General features: G+C 71.2%; 15 protein-coding genes. 8 read left to right on the top strand and 7 right to left on the bottom strand.

The window, feature by feature from the left end; translation table 11 throughout:
* Window positions 1-6: 6 nt before the first annotated feature.
* Window positions 7-810, bottom strand: a complete 804-nt coding sequence (locus ACWD0F_RS35140) for an ABC transporter ATP-binding protein (RefSeq protein ID WP_449883575.1) — start codon at window positions 808-810, stop codon at window positions 7-9.
* A 406-nt stretch (window positions 811-1,216) separates the two neighbouring features.
* Here ACWD0F_RS35140 and ACWD0F_RS35135 point away from each other — a divergent pair, with 406 nt between their 5' ends.
* On the top strand, window positions 1,217-2,431 hold the full coding sequence (locus tag ACWD0F_RS35135; protein ID WP_449883572.1) for a lactonase family protein: 1,215 nt from the start codon (window positions 1,217-1,219) through the stop codon (window positions 2,429-2,431).
* 37 nt (window positions 2,432-2,468) lie between these two features.
* On the opposite strand, the gene ACWD0F_RS35130 is transcribed toward ACWD0F_RS35135, so the two are convergent.
* Window positions 2,469-3,143, bottom strand: a complete 675-nt coding sequence (locus ACWD0F_RS35130; protein ID WP_449883570.1) for a hypothetical protein — start codon at window positions 3,141-3,143, stop codon at window positions 2,469-2,471.
* 174 nt (window positions 3,144-3,317) lie between these two features.
* Between ACWD0F_RS35130 and ACWD0F_RS35125 the strand changes: the two genes are divergently transcribed.
* The 3 genes from ACWD0F_RS35125 (at window position 3,318) to ACWD0F_RS35115 (ending at window position 7,372) form a co-directional block, all read left to right on the top strand.
* The gene (locus ACWD0F_RS35125) at window positions 3,318-4,529 is read left to right on the top strand and encodes a HupE/UreJ family protein (protein ID WP_449883567.1); all 1,212 of its coding nucleotides are present in this window, start codon (window positions 3,318-3,320) and stop codon (window positions 4,527-4,529) included.
* A gap of 116 nt (window positions 4,530-4,645) precedes the next feature.
* Entirely contained in the window at window positions 4,646-6,187 is a 1,542-nt protein-coding gene (locus ACWD0F_RS35120) for a fibronectin type III domain-containing protein (RefSeq protein ID WP_449883564.1), read from the top strand.
* A gap of 129 nt (window positions 6,188-6,316) precedes the next feature.
* Complete coding sequence (locus tag ACWD0F_RS35115) at window positions 6,317-7,372, top strand: WxL protein peptidoglycan domain-containing protein (protein ID WP_449883561.1); 1,056 nt, start codon at window positions 6,317-6,319, stop codon at window positions 7,370-7,372.
* 123 nt (window positions 7,373-7,495) lie between these two features.
* Here the strand turns inward: ACWD0F_RS35115 and ACWD0F_RS35110 are convergent, their stop codons facing one another.
* Together ACWD0F_RS35110 and ACWD0F_RS35105 are read right to left on the bottom strand one after the other, a co-directional pair.
* Window positions 7,496-8,620, bottom strand: coding sequence for a winged helix DNA-binding domain-containing protein (locus tag ACWD0F_RS35110; protein ID WP_449883558.1), 1,125 nt, complete (start codon window positions 8,618-8,620; stop codon window positions 7,496-7,498).
* On the bottom strand, window positions 8,599-8,721 hold the full coding sequence (locus tag ACWD0F_RS35105; RefSeq protein ID WP_449883556.1) for a hypothetical protein: 123 nt from the start codon (window positions 8,719-8,721) through the stop codon (window positions 8,599-8,601). The genes ACWD0F_RS35110 and ACWD0F_RS35105 overlap by 22 nt, the downstream gene beginning before the upstream one ends.
* Window positions 8,722-8,806: 85 nt before the next feature.
* On the opposite strand from ACWD0F_RS35105, the gene ACWD0F_RS35100 reads away from it, so the two are divergent.
* Complete coding sequence (locus ACWD0F_RS35100; RefSeq protein WP_449883553.1) at window positions 8,807-9,148, top strand: cupin domain-containing protein; 342 nt, start codon at window positions 8,807-8,809, stop codon at window positions 9,146-9,148.
* 5 nt (window positions 9,149-9,153) lie between these two features.
* Here the strand turns inward: ACWD0F_RS35100 and ACWD0F_RS35095 are convergent, their stop codons facing one another.
* The gene (locus ACWD0F_RS35095; protein ID WP_449883550.1) at window positions 9,154-9,849 is read right to left on the bottom strand and encodes an NAD(P)-dependent oxidoreductase; all 696 of its coding nucleotides are present in this window, start codon (window positions 9,847-9,849) and stop codon (window positions 9,154-9,156) included.
* 233 nt (window positions 9,850-10,082) lie between these two features.
* Here ACWD0F_RS35095 and ACWD0F_RS35090 point away from each other — a divergent pair, with 233 nt between their 5' ends.
* From ACWD0F_RS35090 to ACWD0F_RS35080, 3 genes are read left to right on the top strand one after another with little or no spacing between them, the layout of a single operon-like run.
* Window positions 10,083-10,994: an NAD-dependent epimerase/dehydratase family protein gene (locus ACWD0F_RS35090; protein WP_449883547.1), complete on the top strand. Its 912-nt coding sequence runs from the start codon at window positions 10,083-10,085 to the stop codon at window positions 10,992-10,994.
* Window positions 10,991-11,914 carry an RNA polymerase sigma-70 factor gene (locus ACWD0F_RS35085; protein WP_449883544.1) on the top strand — a complete coding sequence of 308 codons (924 nt, stop codon included), beginning with the start codon at window positions 10,991-10,993 and terminating at the stop codon, window positions 11,912-11,914. Before ACWD0F_RS35090 ends, ACWD0F_RS35085 begins: the two co-directional genes overlap by 4 nt.
* 27 nt (window positions 11,915-11,941) lie before the next feature.
* Window positions 11,942-12,769 (top strand): SDR family NAD(P)-dependent oxidoreductase, encoded by an 828-nt coding sequence (locus ACWD0F_RS35080; RefSeq protein WP_449883541.1) that lies wholly within the window; start codon window positions 11,942-11,944, stop codon window positions 12,767-12,769.
* 20 nt (window positions 12,770-12,789) lie between these two features.
* Here the strand turns inward: ACWD0F_RS35080 and ACWD0F_RS35075 are convergent, their stop codons facing one another.
* Window positions 12,790-14,787, bottom strand: a complete 1,998-nt coding sequence (locus ACWD0F_RS35075; protein ID WP_449883539.1) for a DUF6351 family protein — start codon at window positions 14,785-14,787, stop codon at window positions 12,790-12,792.
* A 118-nt stretch (window positions 14,788-14,905) separates the two neighbouring features.
* Window positions 14,906-15,724 (bottom strand): ABC transporter permease, encoded by an 819-nt coding sequence (locus tag ACWD0F_RS35070; RefSeq protein WP_449883536.1) that lies wholly within the window; start codon window positions 15,722-15,724, stop codon window positions 14,906-14,908.
* Between the last annotated feature and the right edge of the window lie 10 nt (window positions 15,725-15,734).

Raw genomic sequence — 15,734 nt, 5'->3', positions numbered from 1 at the left:
CGGTCTTCACGCTGTGGCGTCCGAGGTCTGCGTGTCGGAGCTGAACAGGCTCCAGAGGTCGTTGTAGAGCTCGGCGAACTCCGGCGACTCGACGAGGGAGCTGATCCGGCGGGGGCGCTCGAACGGGATCGGCAGGACGCGGCTGATCGTGCCCGGCCCGTCGGACATCACGATGACCTCGTCGGCGAGGTAGATCGCCTCGTTGAGGTCGTGGGTGACGAAGACGAGCGTGCCGTTCTGCTCCTGCCAGAGATCGAGCAGGTCCTGCTGGAGCCTGAGCCGGGTGATGGCGTCCAGCGGGCCGAAGGGCTCGTCCATCAGCACGATCGACGGCTCGTAGATCAGCGCTCGCGCGATGGCGACGCGTTTCTGCATGCCGCCGGAGAGCTCCCGGGGGAAGTGGTTCTCGAATCCGGTGAGTCCGACCAGGTTGATCCAGTGGTCGATCCTCGCCTTCCGCTCCTCCTTCGGCACCTTGCGGAACTTGAGCGCCAGGCCGATGTTGGCCTGCACGCTCAGCCAGGGGAGCAGGTTGGCCTGCTGGGTGACGTACGCGGCCTCGGAGTTGACCCCCGTGACCGGCGCGCCGTTGAAACGCACCTCCCCCTGCGTCGGGAAGAGCAGCCCCGCGCCCAGGTTGAGGATGGTGCTCTTGCCGCACCCGCTGGGCCCGATCACGGCGATGAACTTGCCGCGCCCGACCTGGAACGACACGTCCTCGATGGCCGGCCGGTGGGTGCCGGGGAACTCCAGGGTGACGTGCTCGAAGCGGAGTGCGTCCGGATGGGGGGCGAGATGGTCGTTCGACAACGTGTGCCTCCTTGACCGCCGGAAGCGGCGGGAAGGGAAGTTGTGTGCGCATGCCGGGTGGCGTTGCCCGCGCGCACAGTCGCTGATGCGTGGCTACGTGGTTGGTACGTCCGGCGTTCGCACGCCGATCCGCTCACCTGCCGGCTCAAGGATTGTCCGACAAGCGATGAACGAAACGTAACAGCGACGACTCATAAGTACAAGAGTCCGCAACATAGTCGGGTCTCATTGTCCAACAATCGCTGCCTGGCCTGCTCGGATCACCCCCGAGAGGACGGCCGATCGCCGTTGCCTATGGACGATCTGCCACGGCTGGCCCAGACTGTGGCACTACGTGGTTGGCGTTCGGCGTTCGCATGGCTGGTCCTCGACGGGTGCACTTCGCGACAGAGAGGTCAGCGCGACCATGCAGGACTCAGAACACCCAGAAACCGAGGCTTCGCCCGCCGGATCCGCCTGGCGGCCATCCCGGAGAACGGCGCTGGGCGCACTGGCGGCGTCCGCCGTCGGCGCGGCCGTGCCGCTGCTCACCGGCGCGCACAGCGCCGGCGCGTCGGCCGGCACGACACCGGAACTCCTCTACATCGGCACCTGGCGCGGCACCCAGGTGAACGGCGCCCGGTTCGATCCCGGCGGCGCGACCATGACCCCGTTCGGCGTCGTGGCGCAGGTCAATTCGAGCTGGCAGGCCAAACACCCGTCGAAGCCGGTGCTCTACGTAGGCAGCGGCGACGCCGGCGGCACCGTCTCCGCGTTCCGGATCGACCGGGCGAGCGGCGCCCTCGATCTGATCGGCCGGGCGACGACGGACAGCGCGGGCACGCCCGGCGGCCTGTCGTACATCGGGGTGGACCGGCCCTCGGGCGCCGTGCTGGCGGCGAACTTCGCGGCGGGCCTGGTCGCGGCCCTGCCCATCCGGCACGATGGCGGGCTCGACTCCCCGGCGTCCGTCGTGGTCGACACCGGCTCAGGCCCGCACCCGCGTCAGGCGGGCCCGCATCCGCACCACGTGGTCGTGGATCCGAGCGGCGACTTCGTGCTGGTCGCGGATTTCGGCGCGGACCGCGTGTTCGTCTACCGCTACGACCGCAGGACGCGCGTCCTGTCCGCCGGCGCGACGACCGGCCCGCGCTTCCACGCGGCGAACCCGGGCTCGGGTCCGCGGCGGCTGCTGTTCCACCCGGACGGCCGCACCCTCTACCTGCTGAACGAGCTGACGGCGGACCTCCAGGTGCTCGGCTGGAACCCGAGGAACGGCGAGATCACAGCCGTTCAGAGCCTGTCCACCGACTCACCCGAGTACACCGGCACCAAGAGCGCGGCCGAGCTGGGCATGAGCCGCGACGGCCGCTTCGTCTACACCTCGAACCGCGGCGAGAACACCATCGTCGTGTTCGCGGCCGATCGGCGCACCGGCCGGCTCACGCTCGTCCAGCGCATTCCCTGCGGTGGCCTGTCGCCATGGACTTTCACGATCCACCGCAGTGGCCGGTGGATGCTCGTGGCGAATCAGGTGAGCAGCACCGTCAACCTGTTCAGCGTCGATCCGCGGTCCGGGAGACTGGCGGACACCGGGACGTCCATGCCCGTGCGGAACCCGGACTGCATCACGTTCGGATAGCCGCGCCTCGACCGACCGGCATCGTCGCCCGGACTCCCTAGTCGAGCCAGAGCACGATGCCGGTCAGGCCGTTCAGCACGGCCGAGACACCGGCTCTGACGGCGCGGCCGGCCCGCTCCGGCGTGAAGGTGGCCGCGTCGTACGCCGAGGACATGCCCAGCCCCTCGCCGCGGAACGACGCGCCGGTCCAGTCGGCGGCGGTGACGTTCGCCGTGGGCTCGGCCACCTCGGCGCCGAGCACGAGGAACTGCCGGTCGAGGTGGTTGGCGGTGACCAGCGCCAGCGGGTCCACGAGGTCGTTGCCGGCGCTGATGATGAGGTCGGGTGCCAGGTCGATCGCCCGGCTGATACGCGCGATGTACTCCGCCGGCGCCGCCGCCGTGACCGTCTTGAGGCTGACGTCCTCCGCCTCGGCCCACTCCGTCACGGCGTCGACCAGGGTCCTGGTCGGGGCGTCCTGGCCCGCGGTGAGCAGCACCACGCGGTAGCCGTCCGACGGATGGACCCCGTCCCACGAGCGGGGACGCGGCGTGATCGTGGCCTCCGGCGAGGGCGGTGTGGCGGGGTCGGCGAACCCGGGGCCGAGGGTGCCGACGGCGGTGGGCCTCCCCTGCGGCCGCGACCAGTCGTCGCCCGCGCCGCATCCGCTGGTCAGCACGGCGGCCGCGACTGCCACGGCCAGGAAGCCGGCCGGCAGAAGCCGAATGCGCATGGGGGATCGTCCTCCGAAGTGGCGTGATGTGCGCCTAATTCCTACCTCATTGCGGCCAATAAGCCGATATGTGAGTTATTTTCGCCCGATGTGGTTCATCGATGGTTCGCGCATGAGTTGGGGTCCGTTCATCTGAGGCGAGCAGATTGCGGTCGTTAACCTCAGAGGAGTCACATGTTCCACGCCGCTCGGCGTCGTGTCTGTGCTGTCGTCGCCGCCGTAGCCGTGGCCGTCCTGCTCAGCGCCGTCCCCGCCCTTGCCCACGGATTCACTTCGACCGTGTACGCCGACCTCACCTCGCCCGGGACCGGGCACGTCCGCTCCGCGCTCGGGCTGGAGTACGACCTGCTCGTCGTCTCGGCAGCGGACGCCCAGCGAGACGATCCGCTCTTCCGGGCGGGCACCGCGGCGTTCGAGTCCGGTGACGCGACGGAGCAGGCCGCCGCGCTCGGCGCCCACGCCGGCTCGGTCCTCGCGTACGTGACCGGGCGCTTCGCCGTCACGGCCGGGGGCCAGGCGTGCACCCCGGTCCAGGACGGCGGCTTCACGATCGAGCGACGCGACGGCGTCCCGTACGCGCTGCTCGTCCTCGACTACCGGTGCCCCGGGCGCGCCGAGGCGCACGAGGTGCGCAGCGGGCTGTTCCCGGGCTCGGAGGAGTTCGTCCGCGACACCAAGACGGTGGTCACCTACGACCTCGACCTGACGTCGGGAAGCGCCGCACTCGACGCCGGGCGACCGTCGTTCTCCACGCGGCAGTCCGTGGCCGAGCGCTTCTGGGACTTCTTCCGGCTCGGCGCCGAGCACCTGCTCACCGGCATCGACCACATCCTGTTCCTGCTGGCGCTCATCGCCGGATCACGCCGCCTGCGCGAGATCGTGCTGGCGGCGACGAGCTTCACGCTGGCCCACTCGGTGACCTTCGTGCTCGCCGCCCTCGGCCTGGTCCAGGTGCCCGCGTCGTTCGTGGAGCCGATCATCGCCCTGTCGATCGCGGTCGTCGCGGGCTGGCATCTGTGGCGCCTGTGGCGACGCCGATCGCACGCCACCGACCTCGAACAGGCCGGCGGCGGCCGCTTCGGCCTGGACCGCGCGGGCTGGACGCGGCTGGCGGTGGTCTTCTGCTTCGGCCTCGTGCACGGCCTCGGCTTCGCCGCGGCCCTGGGCATCGACCAGGCCCTGTCCTGGACGCTGCTGTGGTCGTTGCTGGTGTTCAACGTGGGCATCGAGGCCGTCCAGCTGGCGATCATCATCGTCGTCTTCCCGCTGCTCGCCGTGTTGCGCCACCGCCGCCCGATCGCCGGCCTGTGGACGACCGGGGTGATCGCGGCGGGGGTGTCCGTGATGGGCCTGGTGTGGTTCGTGCAGCGCGTCCTCGGCGGCTGAGCGCGCCACAACTTCCGGCAAGCGCAACGACGTGCCTGTCTGCGGTTCACCTGCCGTACACCAATGCCCGAAACCGTAACAAAGCTCTCTTAGCACCATTTAGTGGACGGAAACTGATGAAGTTCGACATTCAGCCACAAAGCCCCGGGCCGGTTCGGCGCCGGGTGGCCGTGGGCGCCACCGCCGCCGTCATGGGCCTCACCGCGGTGCTCGGCGGCGGTCTGGCGACCGCGGCCCACGCTGACGGCGCGGCGCTCACCGGCATCATCCTCGGTGTGGGCGCGAGCGAGTCGCAGCGCGCCGTGTCCTGGTACACCTCGACCGACACGCCCCAGGTGGTCCAGGTCGTACCGACCGCCAAGCTGAAGCACGGCGAGTTCGACAAGCACGCCGCCAGCTTCCCGGCCACGATCACCGCGAACACGGTCAACGGCGGCTACAACGCCCACGTCACCATCGACGGCCTGAAGAAGAAGACCAAGTACTCCTACCGCGTCGGCTCCGAGGGCAACTGGTCCCCGACCTCCTCCTTCGAGACGCAGGACTTCAAGGGCGACTTCGACTTCCTGTTCTTCGGCGACCCGCAGATCGGCGCGTCCGGCGACGTGGCCAAGGACGGCGCCGGCTGGGCGGACACCGTGAACGTCGCCCTCGCCGCCAACCCGAAGGCCGCGCTGCTGGTCTCGGGCGGCGACCAGGTGGAGAGCGCCAACAACGAGACGCAGTGGAACGCCTTCCTCGCGCCCGAGAAGTTGCGCCAGTATCCGTGGGCCGCCACCATCGGCAACCACGACGTCGGCGGCAAGGCCTACGAGCAGCACTTCTGGACCCCCAACACCGACCGCTCCGCGCCGTACTACAACGGCGACGCGGCGTCCCGGTCCGGCGGTGACTACTGGTACGAGTACAACGACGTGCTGTTCATCGACCTCAACAGCAACGCCTACGCCGACGGCGCCGACGCCGCGCACATCGGCTACGTCACCGACGTGATCAAGAAGCACGGCGACGACGCCAAGTACACGGTGCTCGTCTACCACCACTCGATCTACTCGCCGGCCAGCCACGCGAACGACGCCGACAACCAGCTGCGCCGCAAGGACTTCCCGACGGCCTTCTCGAACCTCGGTGTCGACCTGGTCCTGCAGGGTCACGACCACAGCTACACCCGCAGCTACGCGATCAAGAACGGCCAGAAGGCGAACCCGAAGGAGCAGCCCGGCGCCGCCGAGGTGGCCCAGGGCCCGGGCGGCGTCATCTACGTGACGGCGAACACCGCGTCCGGCTCGAAGTACTACGACATCACCGCGCCTGACACGACCAAGGACCCGAACTACGGCCCCGACCCGCTCAACCCCAAGAGCCACTGGGCCAACTCGGTCGAGAACCAGGAGCACGTCCGTACGTACGTGAAGGTCCAGGTCCGTGGCGACAAGCTCGTCGTCGAGAACCTGCGCAGCGGCACCTGCGCCACGCCCAACGCCGCGGTCGAGCTGGGCCAGGAGTCGTGGTGCGGTCCGGACAGCGGTGCCGGCGCCGCTCAGCCGGTCGGCTCCACCGTCGACAAGGTGGTCATCCACCCCTACGACGACAAGGGCCACCACGGCAGGTCCGGCCAGCACAAGCCGGGCACGGACGAGTCCGCCTGGCTCCAGTAGCGAAACCGGAGCGGCGCCGGAGCGGTGCCGGAGACCCACACGCTCACCCCACCGAGCTGCCCCGGCCCGCTCCGCCGTCACCCGCTGCACGTTTTCCGTCCCGCCACTCTCCGTCCGAAGGATCACCGGATGCGCCCGCCCCGACCGCGTACGACCGTCACCCGCCGAGCCGCCGCCCAGGCCACTGTCGTGGTGTTGTTCGCCGCGCTCGGCCTCGCGGGAGTGTGGGCCGGACCCGCCGCGGCGGCGGACGCCCCCTGGACGGTCCGGACGGCGTCCAACGACTTCGGCTCCGACCGGCAGAACTACGGCTACACGATCGACCCGGGCGGGCAGCTCACGGACGCTCTGGTGGTCGCCAACCCCGGCACCGCGCCGCTCCACCTCGCGGTGTACGCCGCCGACGGCTTCACCGCCGAGGACGGCCGGCTCGACCTGGCCGCCGACGACACGAAGCCGGCGGCGGTGGGCGCGTGGGTGCACCCGGACCGGCCCGAGGTGACGATCCCGCCGGGTGAGTCGGCCGAGGTGCCGTTCAGGGTGACGCCTCCGCAGGACGCTCCGCCCGGCGAGTACCTGGGCGGCATCGTCACCTCGCTCGCCCAGCCCGGCGACGCGGGCGGGAACGACGCGGATGGGAGCGACGGGGGCGGGAGTGACGCGGGCGGAAGCGACGCGGGCGGGCGTCTCGGCATCCGGATCCGGCTGCGTGTGGGCGGCGACCTGAAGCCGAGCCTGTCGGTGGAGAACCCGCGGGTGAGCTACTCGGGCACGCCCCAGCCGTTCGGAACGGGTGACGCCACTGTCACGTACACGATCCGCAACACGGGCAACACCATCCTCACCGCCCGGCAGACGGTCTCCGTGTCCGGCGCCTGGGGCTCGGACGTCCGCGCCGGCCAGATCGACGACTCGCCCCAGCTCCTCCCAGGCGACACCCGGAAGGTCTCCGTGCCGGTCCACGGCGTGGCTCCCGCGCTGCGGCTGATGGGAACGATCAACCTCGTCCCGCTGCTCACCGACGCGTCGAACTCGGTCGCCCCGCTCGCCGCCGTCAAGACCACGGCGGACACCTGGACCGTCCCCTGGGCACCGCCGCTCCTGCTCGTCGTCCTGTGCGGGCTCGTGGTCGCGGGCCTGGCCGTCCGCCGCCGCCGGCGTCGGGGGATCCCGGCTCAGGCGTGAGACCCAAACGCTCAGGCGTGAGACCCAAACGCTCAGGCGTGAGACCCAAACGCTCAGGCGCGAGCTCCCAACCTGCCGGACCGAGCAGAGCCTTCCCGCACATCGGCTCACGGACCGGACCGCTCACAGCAGGCTCATCGAGACGACGGCGCGGGTGCCCAGGAACCCGCCCAGCTCGTCGGCCGCGATCCGCAGCGCGGCGGTCTCGGCGGCGTCGAACGGCCGGTACAGCGTCGCTTCGAGCTCGACGGCATCGACCCGGACCGTGCGCTTCCAGCGCCCGGCCACCTGCGTGTCGACCACGATGACGCCGTTCGGCAGGGCGAGCTTGTCCGGCGCCGCCGCCACCAGGCCGCCGAGGTCGAGCAGGTATTTGCTCTGCCGGTAGCCGACGATGTATTCGTCGTATGCCTGCAGCAGCCGCACCGACGGGCACCCGGCCGGCGCGGGGGCGTCCCCCGGCGCGGACCAGTAGGTCACGCCGCCGACGTCGGTGCTCTCCAGTGTGTCGCCGGCGAGTGACAACCCGGTGGCGACGTCGGCGCGGGTGAGGCTGGACCACCACGACAGGTCCTTGGCCGTCGCCGGGCCGTGGCTGGTGAAGAACCGGCGGACCAGCTCGGCCAGCGCCGCCTCACGATCCAGGCTCACCGCCTGCGGGGCCCGCTCCTCGACCAGCGCGTACGTGTGCTGCTTCCCCCGCAGCGGGCCGCTGCAGATCACCCGCTCGAGTTCGGCGTGGATGAGGATGTAGCCGAGCCGGAACCGCGCCGCGGTGACGCCGTGCCGGGTGAGCAACGCCGCGATCTCCGTGCGGGTCAGGTGGTTGCCGCCGGCGACGGCAGCGGCGATCAGATCCGTGGTACGGCGCAGCAGCGGGCCGTCGAGCTCGCTCCGCCGGTAGGCATAGGCGTTGAGCGCGTGCACCCGCGGCGCCGTCAGCTCCAGCAGCCAGCGCAGGTCGGCGGGGGCCACGAAGTGCCACGTCGGGCGCAGGACGTGCGTGCGCAGGATGACGCCGTCGTCGAACGCGCGATCGAGGTCCGCGTCGGTGACGCCGGGGCCGAGCCGCTGGGCGATCGCCCATTTCGCCGGATGGTAGTCCTGCGACTGCAGCCCGCCGAACCAGCCGACCACCTCGGCCGCGTCGGTGAACGGGGCCGGCCGCGCGCCGCCCAGGCCGACGGTGCCGGTGCGGCGATGGGCCAGCTCAAGCGCGTCCAGCGTCACGGCTGCCCGCCGTCCCACGCCTGGACGACCTCGCCGGGCGCCTCCGCCGGCCTCTGGGCGGGCGGGCCGGCGTCGAAGAGGCCGTTCCTGAGCTCGTCGGCGAGCTGGTCGATGGTCATCCGGATGCTCCCCGCGGGTCGGCTCGTGAGCAGTACCGTACCTGCCGCTCCCGACGTTTTCCGCGTCGGCGGTAGGGTCGCCGTCATGCAGATCATCAAGGGAGCAGGAGAGTGGGCGCAGCCGGCCGCAGGGGCAGCCAATGACTGGGTCGAGCACCTCAAGGTGCCGGACCTGTCCGTGGGGACCTACTGCATCCCGGCCGGCGGGGTCGACACCCAGAGCCCGCACACCGAGGACGAGATCTACGTGGTGACCACCGGCCGGGCCCGGATCGTGACGCCGGGCGGCACGGCGGAGGTCGGCCCCGGCGCGGTGATCTTCGTTCCGGCCGGTGAGGAGCACCGCTTCGCCGACATCAGCGAGGATCTGACGCTGCTGGTCCTCTTCGGCCCGGCCTACGGCTCGCGCGCGGACACCGGGGCCTGACCGGCTCAGCTTCTGGCGAGGGCTTCGCGGCGGATCCACTGGAGCAAGGTGGGATTGTCGGCGGTGGTGACGACGCTGACGGTGGTGCGGAGGTAGCGGTCGTCGTCCAGCAGGGCCAGCATGCTCGCGGCCAGGTCCGCACGGGCGGTGAACCTGCCGTCGGCGTGGTTCGCGACGAGGGTGAAGTCGGTGACCGACGGCAGGTGGTAGAGCCCGCTGGGGCGCACGATCGTCCAGTCCAGCTCGCTGGCGCGGACCAGTGCCTCCATCCGCCGCATGTCGTCGTACAGCGTCTTCCCCAGCACCCGCGTCACGTAGGGCAGCAACACCCGGTTGAACAGGAACCCGCCGTCGGAGTACGAGTGCGGCTCGACCCCGCTCGAACTCACCACGGCGAGCCGGCGTACCCGATGGAGCTTCATCGCGGTGATGACATGGGCCACCCCCCGCGAATAGGTGCTGATCGGCTCCTTCCCCGCGGGTACGCCGAGCGTGGACAACACCGCGTCCCGCTCCGCCACGGCGGCCTCGACGGCCGCCGGATCGAGCACGTCGGCACCGACCACCTCCAGCCGCTCATGACGCAGGGGAAACGAGTCCGGCTGCCGGGTGATCGCGGCGACCTGATGTCCGGCGGCGAGGGCCTGATCGGTGAGCAGCCGGCCGGTGGGGCCGTTGGCCCCGAAGATCGCGATCCGCATGACGACAGTCCTTTCGTGGTGAGGCGGCCCGGCACGACGGACGTCTTCCGTTCCGCCGCGCGGGCCTGGCCTGTCTCCCCGAGACGAGACAGCCGGTCGTATCTGTGACATGGGAGCCGTACGCCGCCTGCCGTGCACGGATCTCGCCGATTTCGGCCTCCCATGTCACAACCGGCCGGGCTGTCTCGTCTCGGGTAGCGGAGACAGACACTGACGTTGGGAAGGTGATGGTCATGCGGGTGTTCGTGGCCGGTGGGGCCGGGGTGCTGGGGCGGCGGCTGGTGCCGCAGCTCGTGGCGCGCGGCTTCCAGGTGACGGCGACGACGACGGGCCGGGCCAAGCTGGGCCTGCTGGAGCGGATGGGCGCCGAGGCGGTCGTGATGGACGGGCTGGACGCGAGGTCGGTCGGCGAGGCGGTGGCCCGGGCCCGGCCGGACGTGATCGTCCACCAGATGACCGCCATCTCCGGCAAGCCTGATATCAAGCACTTCGACCGGTGGTTCGCCACCACCAACCGGCTGCGTACCGAGGGGACGGACCACCTGCTGGCCGCCGCCGAAGCGGTCGGGACGGGCGACTTCGTCGCCCAGGGCTACGCCTCCTGGAACGGCATCCGCGAGGGCGGATGGGTGAAGACCGAACAGGACCCGCTGGACCCGACGAGCACGGGCAAGGGGGCGGCGGCGATCCGCCACCTGGAGGACGTGGTCGTCGCAGCCGGTGGCACGGTCCTGCGCTACGGCGCGTTCTACGGGCCCGGCGCCACCGACGATCAGGTCGAGCTCGTGCGCAAGCGGCAGTACCCGGTCGTCGGGAACGGCGGCGGTTACAGCTCGTGGGTGCATCTCGACGACGCGGCCACCGCCACCGTCCTGGCCGTGGAGCTCAAGGCGAAGGGCGTGTTCAACATCGTCGACGACGAGCCGGCGCCGGCCTGCGAGTGGCTGCCCTACCTGGCCGAGTGCGCGGGGGCGAAGCCGCCGATGCGGGTGCCCGCCTGGCTGGCCCGGCCGCTGGCCGGGAGCACGGCCGTGGCGATGATGACCGAGGGGCGCGGCTTCTCCAACGCCAAGGCCAAGCGGGAGCTCGGCTGGGAGCTGCGCTACCCCTCCTGGCGTCAGGGCTTCAAGGAGGAGCTGGGATGAGAAGGGCCGAAGAGTTCGAGGAGTTGCGGCCGCTGCTGTTCTCGATCGCCTACCGGATTCTCGGCAGCGTGAGCGAGGCTGAGGACGCGGTCCAGGAGACCTGGTTGCGCTGGGATGCCTCCCAGACGCAAGCCACGTCGGCGAAGGCGTTCCTGTCGGCCACGGTGTCCCGGATCGCGATCGACGTGCTGCGTTCGGCGCGCGTCCGGCGGGAGGAGTATGCCGGGCGGTGGTTCCCCGAGCCGCTGCTGGCCGACCCGTATGAGGACCCGGAGCGGTCGGCGGAGCTGGCCGACTCGGTGTCGATGGCGGCGTTGTTGCTGCTGGAGCGGCTCAGCCCGCTGGAGCGGGCGGTCTTCGTGCTGCGGGAGGTGTTCGGGTTCGGCTTCGGTGAGGTCGCGTCGGCGGTGGGCCGCTCGGAGGCGGCGTGCCGCCAGCTCGCCGTGCGGGCCCGCCGCCACATGGACGCCGGACGGGCCCGGTTCGAGGCGGATCGCCAGGAGCGGGAAGGGCTCGCCGAGCGATTCTTCGACGCGTTCAGGGAAGGCGACGTCGCCGGGCTGCGGGAGCTGCTCGCCGCTGACGTGCAGATGGTCGGCGACAGCGGGGGCAAGGCCCCGCTGTGGGGCAACGGCGTCTTCGGCGCCGCGAACGTGGCCAGGGCGCTGGCCGCGATCGTCGCGTCGTTCGCCCGGATCGGCGGCGTCGTGGAGCCGCATGAGGTGAACGGCCAGCCGGGCGCGATCTTCCGTGACCGGGACGGCAAGGTCATCAACACGCTGACGCTCGACGTCCTCGACGGGCGGATTCAGATGATCCGCGCGGTGATCAACCCCGACAAGCTCGGGCATCTGGGTCCGGTGGCGGACGCCTGGGCGATCGTCCGCGAGGCGACCCAGGCCCGCCGGTCCACGGATTGACCACCACAGAGAGAACGGAACGACATCATGAGCAAGGTTTGGTTCGTCACCGGTTCGTCCCGCGGCCTGGGCCGCGGCTTCGTCGAGGCCGCCCTGTCGCGCGGCGACCGGGTGGCCGCGACCGCCCGCAACGCCGCACACCTCGATGACCTGGTCGCCGTCTACGGCGACGCGGTGCTCGCGCTGGAGCTGGACGTGACCGGCAGGGCCGCCGTCTTCGAGAGCGTACGGCGGGCCAAGGAGCACTTCGGCCGTCTCGACGTCATCGTGAACAACGCGGGCTACGGCCTGTCCGGCGCTGTGGAGGAGCTGACCGAGCGGGACTTGCGCGAGCAGTTCGACACCAACCTGTTCGGCGCCGTGTGGGTCGTCCAGGCCGCGCTGCCCCACCTGCGCGAGCAGGGCGAAGGGCACATCATCCAGATCTCCTCGGTCGGCGGCGTCGCCGCGATGCCGCTCGGCGGCGGATACTGCGCCTCGAAGTGGGCGCTGGAAGGCTTGAGCGAATCCCTCGCCCAGGAGGTCGCCGGGTTCGGCGTCAAGGTGACCGTGGTCGAGCCCGGCTCCTATGCCACCGGCGCGAGTGCCGGCGCCGTCCAGGCCGAGGCCGACCCGCGCTACGACGGTCTGCGCGAGGGCTTCGCCGCGTTCGCGAAGACCCTCGACGTCGGCGACCCGGCCGCCGCGGGCCGGGCCCTTCTCAAGATCGTCGACTCCGGCGACCCGCCGCTGCGGGTGTTCTTCGGCACCCAGGGGCATCAGATGCTCCAGCAGGTGTACGCCGACCGGCTCAAGACCTGGGCCGGCTGGCAGGACCTCGCGGTGGAAGCACACGGGCACACCCCCGTGACCTGACTCGCTCACCACGTGTCAGGTCAGCCGAAGTCCAGCCAGGTGCCCTTGAGGGGTTCCTGGCCGATGCCCGGCTCGGTCCAGTCGCAGATGCCCGCCGGGAAGGCCTGGCGGAGCAGCGTCCACTGCGCGGGGGTGAAGCTCACCGGGAAGTCACGTGCGCGTAGCGGCTTGAGACGGCACTTCTGGATGTCGTTGGTGAAGGGAGCACCGGCGGCCAGGCGCGGGTTGCCGTGGTAGCGCCAGGTCCCGCCGCAGGTCAGGTCGGTCTTGCCGGTGGGCAGGAAGCAGCCGTCCGTGGCCTCGGCGGGGCGGTGGCGGGCGATCTTCGCGCGCAGCGGGGCGGAGGAGCGGTCGGAGGTGACGGCCGCGAGCCAGGCGTCCATGACGGTCAGCGGATCCGGGGTGGCGGCGCCGAAGCCGGACAGCCAGATGACGTTGCCGTCGTGGTCGCCGTTGGCGCGGTCGATCCGGGCGCGCCACGACCAGGACTGGAAGGGCGGGTGGAATCCGGTGTCCTGCGGGTTGGCCCGCACGTCGATCTCGGGGACGTTCGCGGCGCCCTGACCGGTGGTGACGCGTCCCGTCCTGTAGAGGGTGCGCAGCGCGCCCGGGTCGCCGGTCGTGCGTGCGGGCTGCCAGTGGCCGTCGATGTCGAGCCCGCCGACCTTGGCGTTGAGGTCGGCGAACTGCTCCGGCGTGATCGTGCCCGCGGTCAAGCCCGCCAGCCCGTACGGCACGCCGGCGTTGTCCACCGGTCGCGGCGCCTTGCCGGTGCGGTCGACGCCGAAGACGGCCCGGTTGTAGTCCTGGATCGTGCACCGTTCGCCCCTGGGGTTGGTGACGGCGTGGTAGATCCAGTCGCCGGGCGGGCCGCAGCCCTCGGGCGAGTCGGCGACGTACTCGGTGGTGGGCAGGCCGAGCGCGAGCTTCTGCCCGCACTGGTTGTCCGGGTTGCCGGGGGAGGATCCCCACACCGGCAGGCGCGCGTCGGCGGTCGGCCAGAGCGCGGGAGAGACCTGCTTGAAATAGCGGTCGAGGGTGACGCAGTCGAGGGAGTGCTGGACCTGCGTCCAGTGGTCCTCGTAGGTGAGGCCGGTGAGGATGCCGTCGAGCAGGCCCGGGTAGTTCTGGGTGATCAGGTGCTGCTGCATCGAGCCGGCCGAGGCGCCGGTGCCGATCGTGTACCTGATCGGGCCGTGACGTTCGGTGATGATCTCCTTGACCATCATCGTGGCCTCGGCGGAGACGACGTCGTTGCAGTTGTTCTGGAAGGTGTTCAGGCTTGAGGTCGCCACCGCGAAGCCGCGGCCGAGCGCGGCGGCCTGCTGCAGTACGGAGCCCGGGGTGGTCTGGCGGTGCTCGACCCCGCATCCGCCGCCGTAGGTGTAGAGCACCTTGTGCGACCACGGCTGGGCGATGGACCACGGTTCGACGGGCTGGGCCGGATCGACGAGCACGGCGATCTGGTAGACGCCGCGGTCGGCGGCGCCGGTCTCGCGCCGGACGACGAAGGGCACCGTCCTGCCGTCGTCGGTGGTCGTGGTGGTCAGGCCGGAGGGTGGCGCCGCGGGGTCGTAGGGCAGGAAGGCGCCCGCCGCGTCGCGGTAGAGCAACTCGGCCGTGACCGGCGGCTCGCAGCCGCCCGGCAGGCAGAACCACGGCGTGACCTGCGGTCCGGCGAAGATCGGCCCGCTGCTGGGGTGGTTGGTGAGGGTCAGGCGGCGCCCGCCGGCCACCAAGGTGTTGCGCCCGGCGCGCAGGCCCGTGACCAGGCCCTGGACGCGGCCGTTGGGGCGGGTGGCGAAGGAGGCCGAGACGTCACGGCCGTTGAGGGTGACGCGCGCCGGGCGGTCGAGCTCGACGAGGGCGTCGCCGCCGGACAGAAGGTGCGGGCCGTTGGAGAGCACCGTGATGGCCGGTGGCGCGCCGCCGGAGACCCGCGGGGTGGTGGCCGGTGGCGTGCCGCCGGAGGTCACGAGGGGCAGCGCGAGAAGCAGCGCCGATAACGCATGCATCATGGCCGCGAATGTAAGCAAGAATCGCACGCCTGTAAATATTCTGCTCGATATCGGTCGCGCGCCGGCTGGACCCCAGACGGGACGCGCGGAGACCTGCCCGCCGGTGCCGGGCCCGCCGTCAGCGCTCCGACGTGGTCTCCCGCACCCAGGGCAGCGCCAGCCGCTCGGCGAGCACGAGGGCGGAGTAGAGCGTGACGCTCAACGTGGCCAGCAGGGTGATCGCCGCCCAGGCGGTGGCGCTGTCGGCGATTCCGCTGTACTGGACGATCTGGTAGCCGAGACCGCCCTCGCCGGCCTGGAACTCACCGATCACCGCGCCGATCGCGGCCAGCGGCATGGCGACCTTCAGGCCGACGAAGATGTGCGGCAGCGCGGCCGGGAGCCGTACCTTGCGGAAGGTCTGCCAGCGCGAGGCGTCCAGGGATCGGGCCAGTTCGGCGAGTTCGGCGGGCGTCGTGGTCAGGCCGGTCGTGGTGGAGAGCACGATCGGGAAGAAGGAGAGCAGGAAGACCATGGTCAGGATCGGCCGCTGCCCCCAGCCGAGCGAGACGACCAGCAGCGGCCCGAGCGCGATCTTCGGCACCGCGTTGATCGCCACCAGCAGGGGCGAGAACATCCGCTCGACCGCCCGCGAGGCGGCCAGGAGCAGCCCGATCAGCACTCCGGCGACCACGGAGATCAGGAAGCCGGCCACCGTCTCCAGCGTTGTCGTGGCCAGCCCGCCGAGCAGCTCGGCGGGCCGTACCCGGAATGCGGTCAGGACCTCGGCGGGCGGTGGCAGCACCGCCGGATGGATGAGGGGGAACGCCGAGGTGACCAGCCACCAGCCGCCGATCGCGACCGCGAGCCCGAGAGCGGGCCAGCCCACCGCCGTGACCGTCGCGCGGCTGCTGGGAACGGCACGTCTCGCGGGTGGGGGGTCGGCCGCCTCGGCCATGTCACCTGCT

Source organism: Nonomuraea sp. NPDC002799 (assembly GCF_053592075.1).
The sequence above is the reverse complement of the archived record's forward strand: the minus strand, read 5'-3'. Positions and strand labels throughout refer to the sequence as shown.